At 65.4% G+C, this 7,574-nt stretch carries 4 protein-coding genes and 1 pseudogene; 4 read left to right on the top strand and 1 reads right to left on the bottom strand.

Annotation, left to right across the window (positions count from 1 at the left end; translation table 11 throughout):
- The 3 genes from gltB to Q0U08_RS15220 form a co-directional block, all read left to right on the top strand.
- On the top strand, window positions 1-2,766 hold a 2,766-nt coding region (gltB, locus tag Q0U08_RS15230; protein ID WP_298092350.1), incomplete at its 5' end, for a glutamate synthase large subunit.
- Between the two features lie 38 nt (window positions 2,767-2,804).
- Window positions 2,805-3,476: a glutathione S-transferase family protein gene (locus tag Q0U08_RS15225; RefSeq protein WP_112381614.1), complete on the top strand. Its 672-nt coding sequence runs from the start codon at window positions 2,805-2,807 to the stop codon at window positions 3,474-3,476.
- The gene (locus Q0U08_RS15220) at window positions 3,476-3,847 is read left to right on the top strand and encodes a tRNA-binding protein (protein ID WP_298092349.1); all 372 of its coding nucleotides are present in this window, start codon (window positions 3,476-3,478) and stop codon (window positions 3,845-3,847) included. Before Q0U08_RS15225 ends, Q0U08_RS15220 begins: the two co-directional genes overlap by 1 nt.
- A gap of 1 nt (window position 3,848) precedes the next feature.
- Here Q0U08_RS15220 and pepN read toward each other — a convergent pair whose 3' ends face one another.
- Window positions 3,849-6,440, bottom strand: coding sequence for an aminopeptidase N (gene pepN, locus Q0U08_RS15215; RefSeq protein WP_298092352.1), 2,592 nt, complete (start codon window positions 6,438-6,440; stop codon window positions 3,849-3,851).
- A gap of 899 nt (window positions 6,441-7,339) precedes the next feature.
- Between pepN and Q0U08_RS15210 the strand changes: the two are divergent.
- Window positions 7,340-7,574, top strand: a pseudogene (locus Q0U08_RS15210) (MBL fold metallo-hydrolase); the annotation flags it as partial.

Below are 7,574 nucleotides of genomic sequence, written 5' to 3'. Positions count from 1 at the left end.
CATTTCGGCCGTTCGGCGGCGGAGATCGACTGCACGTTCGAGGCCGATGGCGGGCCGGAAAAGCTGCGTGCCGCGATCCAGCGCATCCGCAACCAGGCGGAGCAGGCGGTGCGCGAAGGGCGGTCGGAACTGTTCCTGACCGACGAGCATGTGTCCGAGGATCGCGTGGCGATCGCGGGCGTGCTGGCGGCGGCGGCGGTGCACACGCATCTGGTGCGCCGGGGCCTGCGTTCCTACGCGTCGATCAACGTGCGTTCGGCCGAGTGCCTGGACACGCATTATTATGCGGTGCTGATCGGGGTCGGCGCGACCACGGTGAACGCCTATCTGGCGGAGGCGGCGATCGTCGATCGTCATGGCCGCGGGCTGTTCGGTGATCTTTCGATCGAGGAATGCCTGAAGCGGCACCGCACCGCGATCGAGGAAGGGCTGCTCAAGATCATGTCGAAGATGGGGATCGCGGTGATCTCCAGCTATCGCGGCGGCTATAATTTCGAGGCGGTGGGGCTTTCCCGCGCGCTGGTGAACGACCTGTTCCCCGGCATGCCCGCCAAGATCTCGGGCGAAGGCTATGCCTCGCTGCATTACAGCGCATTGGTGCGGCACGAGGCGGCATGGGATGCCGCGGTGGCGACGCTGCCGATCGGCGGCTTCTATCGCCAGCGCCATTCGGGCGAGACGCACGCCTATTCCGCGCAGTTGATGCACCTGTTGCAGACCGCGGTCGGCACCGACAGCTATTCGACCTATCTGCAATTCTCGCGCGGGGTGGCGGATCTGCCACCGGTTTATTTACGCGACCTGTTGCAGTTCAACTTCCCCAACGAGGGGGTGGCCGTAGATCAGGTCGAGGCGATCACCGAGATCCGCAAGCGCTTCGTGACGCCGGGCATGTCGCTGGGCGCGCTCTCTCCGGAGGCGCACGAGACGCTGGCGATCGCTATGAACCGGATCGGCGCCAAGGCGGTGTCGGGCGAGGGCGGTGAGGACAAGAGCCGGTATCAGCCCTACGACAATGGCGACAACGCGAACTCGACGATCAAGCAGATCGCGTCCGGGCGGTTCGGCGTCACCGCCGAATATCTGAACGCGTGCGAGGAGATCGAGATCAAGGTCGCGCAGGGCGCCAAGCCCGGCGAGGGCGGGCAGTTGCCCGGCTTCAAGGTGACCGAGTTCATCGCCAAGCTGCGCCACGCGACGCCGGGCGTGACGCTGATCTCGCCGCCGCCGCACCACGACATCTATTCGATCGAGGATCTCGCGCAGCTCATCTACGACCTGAAACAGATCAACCCGCGCGCGCGGGTATGCGTGAAGCTGGTCTCGTCCGCCGGCATCGGCACCGTCGCGGCGGGCGTGGCGAAGGCGCATGCCGACGTGATCCTGGTATCCGGCCATGTCGGCGGCACGGGCGCGTCTCCGCAGACCTCGATCAAATATGCCGGCACGCCGTGGGAAATGGGGCTGTCGGAGGTCAACCAGACGCTGACGCTGAACGGGCTGCGCGGGCGTATCCGCCTGCGCGCCGATGGCGGCCTGAAGACGGGGCGCGACATCGTGATCGCCGCGATCCTGGGTGCCGAGGAGTTCGGCATCGGTACGCTGTCGCTGGTGGCGATGGGATGCATCATGGTGCGCCAGTGCCATTCGAACACCTGCCCGGTGGGCGTGTGCGTGCAGGACGAGCGGCTGCGCGCCAAGTTCACCGGCACGCCCGAGAAGGTCATCAACCTGATGACCTTCATCGCCGAGGAGGTGCGCGACATCCTGGCGCGGCTGGGCTGCCGGAGCCTGGACGAAGTGATCGGCCGCACCGAGTTCCTGCGGCAGGTGAGCCGCGGTGCGGAGCATCTGGACGACCTGGACCTGAACCCGATCCTCGCCAAGGTGGATGCGACCGATGCGGAGCGGCGCTTCTCGCTCAACACCTTCCGCAACGACGTGCCGGACAGCCTGGACGCGCAGATCATCAAGGACGCGTCGGCGGTGTTCAGTCGTGGCGAGAAGATGCAGCTCACCTATTCGGTGCGCAACACGCACCGGGCGGTGGGCACGCGCCTGTCGAGCGAGATCACGCGCACCTTTGGCATGAACAAGCTGGCGGACGGGCACGTTACCATCCGGCTGCGCGGCTCGGCGGGGCAGTCGCTGGGCGCGTTCCTGTGCAAGGGCATCACGCTGGAGGTGTTCGGCGACGCCAACGACTATGTCGGCAAGGGCCTGTCGGGTGGCACCATCGTGGTGCGGCCGGCGGTGTCCTCGCCGCTCGCCAGCCAGGACAACACGATCGTCGGTAACACCGTGCTGTACGGCGCGACCAGCGGCAAGCTGTTCGCGGCGGGGCAGGCGGGTGAGCGCTTCGCGGTGCGCAATTCGGGCGCGACCGTGGTGGTCGAGGGCTGCGGCGCGAATGGCTGCGAATATATGACCAACGGCGTCGCGGTGGTGCTGGGTGCGGTCGGCGCGAACTTCGGTGCGGGCATGACCGGGGGCATGGCGTTCATCTACGATGCCGAGGATCGCTTTGCGGCGCGCGCCAATCCGGAGAACATCGTGTGGCAGCGGCTCGCCTCCGACCATTGGGGGGGCGTGCTGCGCGATCTGGTCGAACAGCATGCCAGGGCGACCGACAGCCGCTGGTCGAAGGGGCTGCTGGACGACTGGGACCGGGTGGCGGGCAAGTTCTGGCAGGTGGTGCCCAAGGAGATGCTGACCCGCCTGTCCCATCCGCTCGACGACAGCGTGGCACTGGAAGCCGCGGAATAGGCTTGGCGAGGGCTGCCACTGGCGCTTAGGTGAGGGCCATGTGGCAGCTCTTCCAATTTCCCCTGTGTCCCTTCTCGCGCAAGGTGCGCCTCCTGCTGGGCGAGAAGGGCGTGGGATATGAGCTGGTGCGCGAATCGCCCTGGCTGCGGCGTGACGAGTTCCTGGACATGAACCCCGCCGGGCAGACGCCGGTGATGGTCGACAACCAGCGCGGCATGCTGCTGATCGATTCGATGGCGATCTGCGAGTATTTCGAGGAAACCGTCGAAAAGGCCGCGATGATCAACGGCACCGCGGTCAACCGCGCCGAGATCCGACGGCTGGTGACGTGGTTCGACACACATTTCTATCGCGACGTGACCGGGCCGCTGCTGCACGAGCGGATGGTGAAGCGGGTCGCCAAGGTGGGCAGCCCCGACGGCCGGGCGCTGCGCGAGGCGATGAAGGCGGCGGTCGGGCATCTGGACTATACCGACTATCTGCTCGACCATCGCAACTGGCTAGGCGGGGCGACGTTGAGCCTGGCCGATCTAGCGGCGGCGGCGCAGATTTCGGTGGCGGATTATCTGGGCGGGATCGACTGGAAGGGGCATGAGCAGACCGCGCGCTGGTATCGCGGGCTGAAGAGCCGACCTTCCTTCCGCCCGCTGCTGTCCGAGCGGATGGAGTTGATCGGGCCGCCGGCGCATTATGACAATGTGGATTTCTGATGCACGTTTCGCATGACCCGGCCGCTGCGGCTGCCGACACGATCGGGTTCGACGACTTTCTGAAGGTCGATATCCGGGTGGGGACGGTCGTGGCGGCGGAGCCGTTTCCCGAGGCGAGGAAGCCGGCAATCAAGCTGACCATCGACTTCGGCCCCGCCATCGGGATCAAGCGATCGTCGGCGCAGATCACCGAGCATCATGCCTTCGATACGCTGGTCGGCACCCAGGTGGCGGCGGTGGTGAACTTCCCGCCGCGCCAGATCGGGCCGATGATGTCCGAGGTGCTGACGCTGGGCTTTCCCGATGCGGACGGCAAGGTCGTGCTGGTGCGGCCGAGCACGCCGGTGCCCGATGGCGGGCGGTTGTTCTAAATCACTCCAATGACTTGCTGGCCTGTTCGTAGAGATCGCGCGACAGGCCGGGGACGGCGACGATGCGTTGCAGCTCGGCGCGCATGAGGGCGGCGCGCCCTGAGTCGAAGCGGCGCCAGCGGCCGAGCGGGGGGAGCAGCTTGGCGGCGGTCTGCGGGTTCAGGCGGTCGAGCGCGATGAGTTGTTCGGCGAGGAAGCGATAACCCGACCCGTCGGCGGCGTTGAAAGCGCGCTGGTTGACGCCGAACGCCCCGATCAGTGCGCGGGCGCGGTTCGGATTGGCGAGGGTGAAATCGGGATGCCGCGACAGCGCCTCCACGACCGCCCCGGTATCGTCGCGCGAGGACAGCGCCTGCGTCTGGAACCACTTGTCGAGAACGAGCGCATTGTCCGCATAGCGCGCGTAGAAGCGGTCAAGCGCGATCTGGCACTCGGCGCCGCCGAGATTGACCAGCGTGCTGAGCGCGCTTTGCCGGTCGGTCATGTTGTCGGCGGTGTCGAACTGGCGGAAGGCGAGATCGGCGGCATCATCCGCGCCGCTGGCGGCGATATAGCCGAGCGCGACACCGCGCAGCCGGCGCTTGCCCTTGGCCTCGGGCGAGTAGGTGTAGGGGCCCTGTTCGGTCTGGTCGTAGAGCGCGCGCCAGCGATCGGCCAGTGCGGTGCCGAGCGCATGGCGCAGCCCCTCGCGCGCGGCATGGACGCCTTGCGGATCGACCACCGCCAATTGGTCGCCAACGAAGCTTTCGGAGGGGATCAGCACCGCCTCCGCCAGAAACGCCCAGTCGAGATCGGGGCCGTCCAGCGTGCGGGCGACCGCATCGACCACGCCCTGATGATCGGCCGCATCGCCGAGCGCGCCGGCCACCAGCGTGTCGAGCATCAACTGCTGCATCGCCTCGTACCGGGCGAAGGGATCGTCGTCATGCGCGGACAGGAAGGCGAGGTCGGCGGGCGAGCGGTCGCTTTCCACCACGACGGGGGCGGAGAAGCCGCGGTTGATCGACAGCACGGGGCGCTCGGCAACGGTTTCGAAGACGATGGTCTTGCTGGGCTGGTCGAGCAGGATGAGCTGTTCGTCGGTCAGCGGCTTGCCGGTCTCCGCACCGAACAGGCGCAGGCGCAGCGGCAGGACCATGGATTGCTTGACCGGCTGGCCGGGGGTGGGGGGGACGTGCTGGGCAAGGCGCAACGTGGCGCGGCCGCCGCCGGCCTGATGATCCAGGCTGGCAGAGACACGCGGGGTACCGGCCTGGCTGTACCACAGGCGAAACTGCGACAGGTCGATGCCGCTGGCTTCCTCCATGCAGGTGACGAAATCCTCGCAGGTGGCGGCCGTCCCGTCGAAACGATCGAAATACAGATCGGTCGCGGTGCGGAAATTCTGCGGGCCGAGGATCGTCGCCATCATGCGGATCAGCTCGGCGCCCTTGTTGTAGATGGTGGCGGTGTAGAAGTTCGAGATTTCCAGATATGCCTCCGGCCGGACCGGGTGGGCGAGCGGGCCCGAATCCTCAGGAAACTGGCTGGCGCGCAGGCCGCGCACATCCTCGATCCGCTTGACCGCGGCCGATCCCTGATCGGCGGAGAAGCCCTGGTCGCGGTAGACGGTGAAGCCTTCCTTCAACGACAATTGAAACCAGTCGCGGCAGGTGATGCGGTTACCCGACCAGTTGTGGAAATATTCGTGCGCAACGACCGCGGCGATCGCGTCGTAATCATAATCGGTCGCGGTATCGGGATCGGCGAGGATGTAGCGGCTGTTGAAGATGTTCAGCCCCTTGTTCTCCATCGCGCCGAAGTTGAAATCGTCGACCGCGACGATGTTGAACACGTCGAGATCATATTCGCGGCCATAGACGCGCTCGTCCCACGCCATCGACAGCTTCAATGCATGAAGCGCATGATCGGTCTTAGGCAGATCGGCGGCGCGGACCCAGATGCCCAACTGCACCTCGCGACCCGAACGGGTGGTGAAGGTGCCGCGGTTGACGGCAAGGTCACCCGCCACCAGCGCGAAAAGATAGGAAGGCTTGGGAAAAGGATCGTGCCATTCGGCCCAGTGGCGACCATCCGGCAGTTCGCCTTGGCCGACGGGATCGCCGTTCGACAGGAGGACGGGATAGCGTCCTGCGTCCGCGGTCATCCGCACCCGGTACACGGTGAGCACGTCGGGCCGATCGGGGAAGAAGGTGATGCGGCGAAATCCTTCGGCCTCGCACTGGGTGCACAGGATGCCGCCCGATGCGTAGAGGCCCATCAACTGGGTATTGCGGTCGGGTGCGATCTCCACTTCGGCTTCGACGGTGTGTGCGTCGCCGGCCAGCGGCACGATGAGACGGTCGCCCTCCATCCGCCAGTCGTTGACCGCGACACCGTCGACGCGGACGGCGAGCGGGGCGAGCCCCTCCCCATCGAGGCGCAGCGGTTCGCCGTGCGCGCCGCTGCGCTCCACCGACAGGGTGGCGCGGACGCGGGTGACGGCGGGGTCGAGATCGAAGTCCAGCGCCAGTTCGGGCACATGCCAGGCGGGCGGGCGATAGTCCGCGCGGTGAATGACCGACGGGGTGGCGGCGCTGTGCTGCATGTCCATGCCCGGCAGTATAGGCGCAAGCGGCGGCGGCGTCAGCGGGGTGATTCGAGGCATTTGCGCTGCGGCGGGCTGCGCGGTCGGCTGGAAGTGGACACTACACCCCCCGTTCCGTGTCCACTTACCGTTTTTGCAATCGTGCGCTGGGAGGGAAGGCCGGGTTTGGGGCCGGATGCGCATGGGGTGGATGATAGCGGGATCGAGGGTTGTAGGACAGCCGACGTTTGCGGAGAAGTCTCACCCCGACCATCAAAGCGGTAACGTTCTCAAATAAGGCGTTCCGGCGCGTGCACATGTGCCGTCATCGAAGGTAAGTGACGTGCCTTGTGCTGTAGCGCGAATCGTGTCGCCTATGTGGCACGTTATACCCGATCGTAAGACTTCCATTGTTCCACGTAGCCCGTCTCTAGTTTGGGCTTCGATAACTAATTGATCTGTATTCCATTTAGGAGAGACATGTGGGCGAATAGAAACAATAACCGCTTGAACATGGCGTTTGGGCTGTTCGGAGCAAGCAGCAAGCGCGACTAAAACCATAAAGATGTATAGCGTTCGTACTATCATGTCTCATCGTGGACAATTCGTGCGATAACTGCAATGCGAACTTGTATATGCCGGGAGAGTTTGCCGATACGGACGGCGGGATCGAGATCGGATTGAGCGTTAGTTCGGGCACGCGCCATACGGGCGGCTGATAATCCGTAGGGTAAATAACGACGGAGGGCCGGCGCTGTGTTCCCTCGCCCTTTCAGGGGGAGCGAAGGGGCGCGCTGCTGGCGGCTATTGGGAGGATGAGACTAGACAGGCAGTGCTCGCGTTTGGGGCGGCCCCTCACCCTCCCCGGAAGGGAGAGGGTGAATGGTAAAAAACCTAGCTAAATCAATTTAGTGGCGGGTGGACCTTTGGCATTGCTCGGCTCGTTGTTCGACGGGTGCAGCCACGGGGTGCTCGGCCATCTGGTCTGCCATTGCCTGTTGATCGAAACCGATGCGCATGGGCTGGTGCTGGTCGATACCGGCTATGGCCTGCGCGATGTGGCACGGCCGCATGCCACGCCCTCGCCACGGATCACGCGGACGTGGCGGGCGATGCTGAACATCCGGCTGCGCGAGCGGGAGACGGCGATCCGGCAGATCG

Origin of the sequence: uncultured Sphingomonas sp. (genome assembly GCF_946477935.1) — a bacterium.
In the GTDB taxonomy this organism is placed as follows: domain Bacteria; phylum Pseudomonadota; class Alphaproteobacteria; order Sphingomonadales; family Sphingomonadaceae; genus Sphingomonas.
This window is presented reverse-complemented; position numbering and strand designations above follow the sequence as displayed.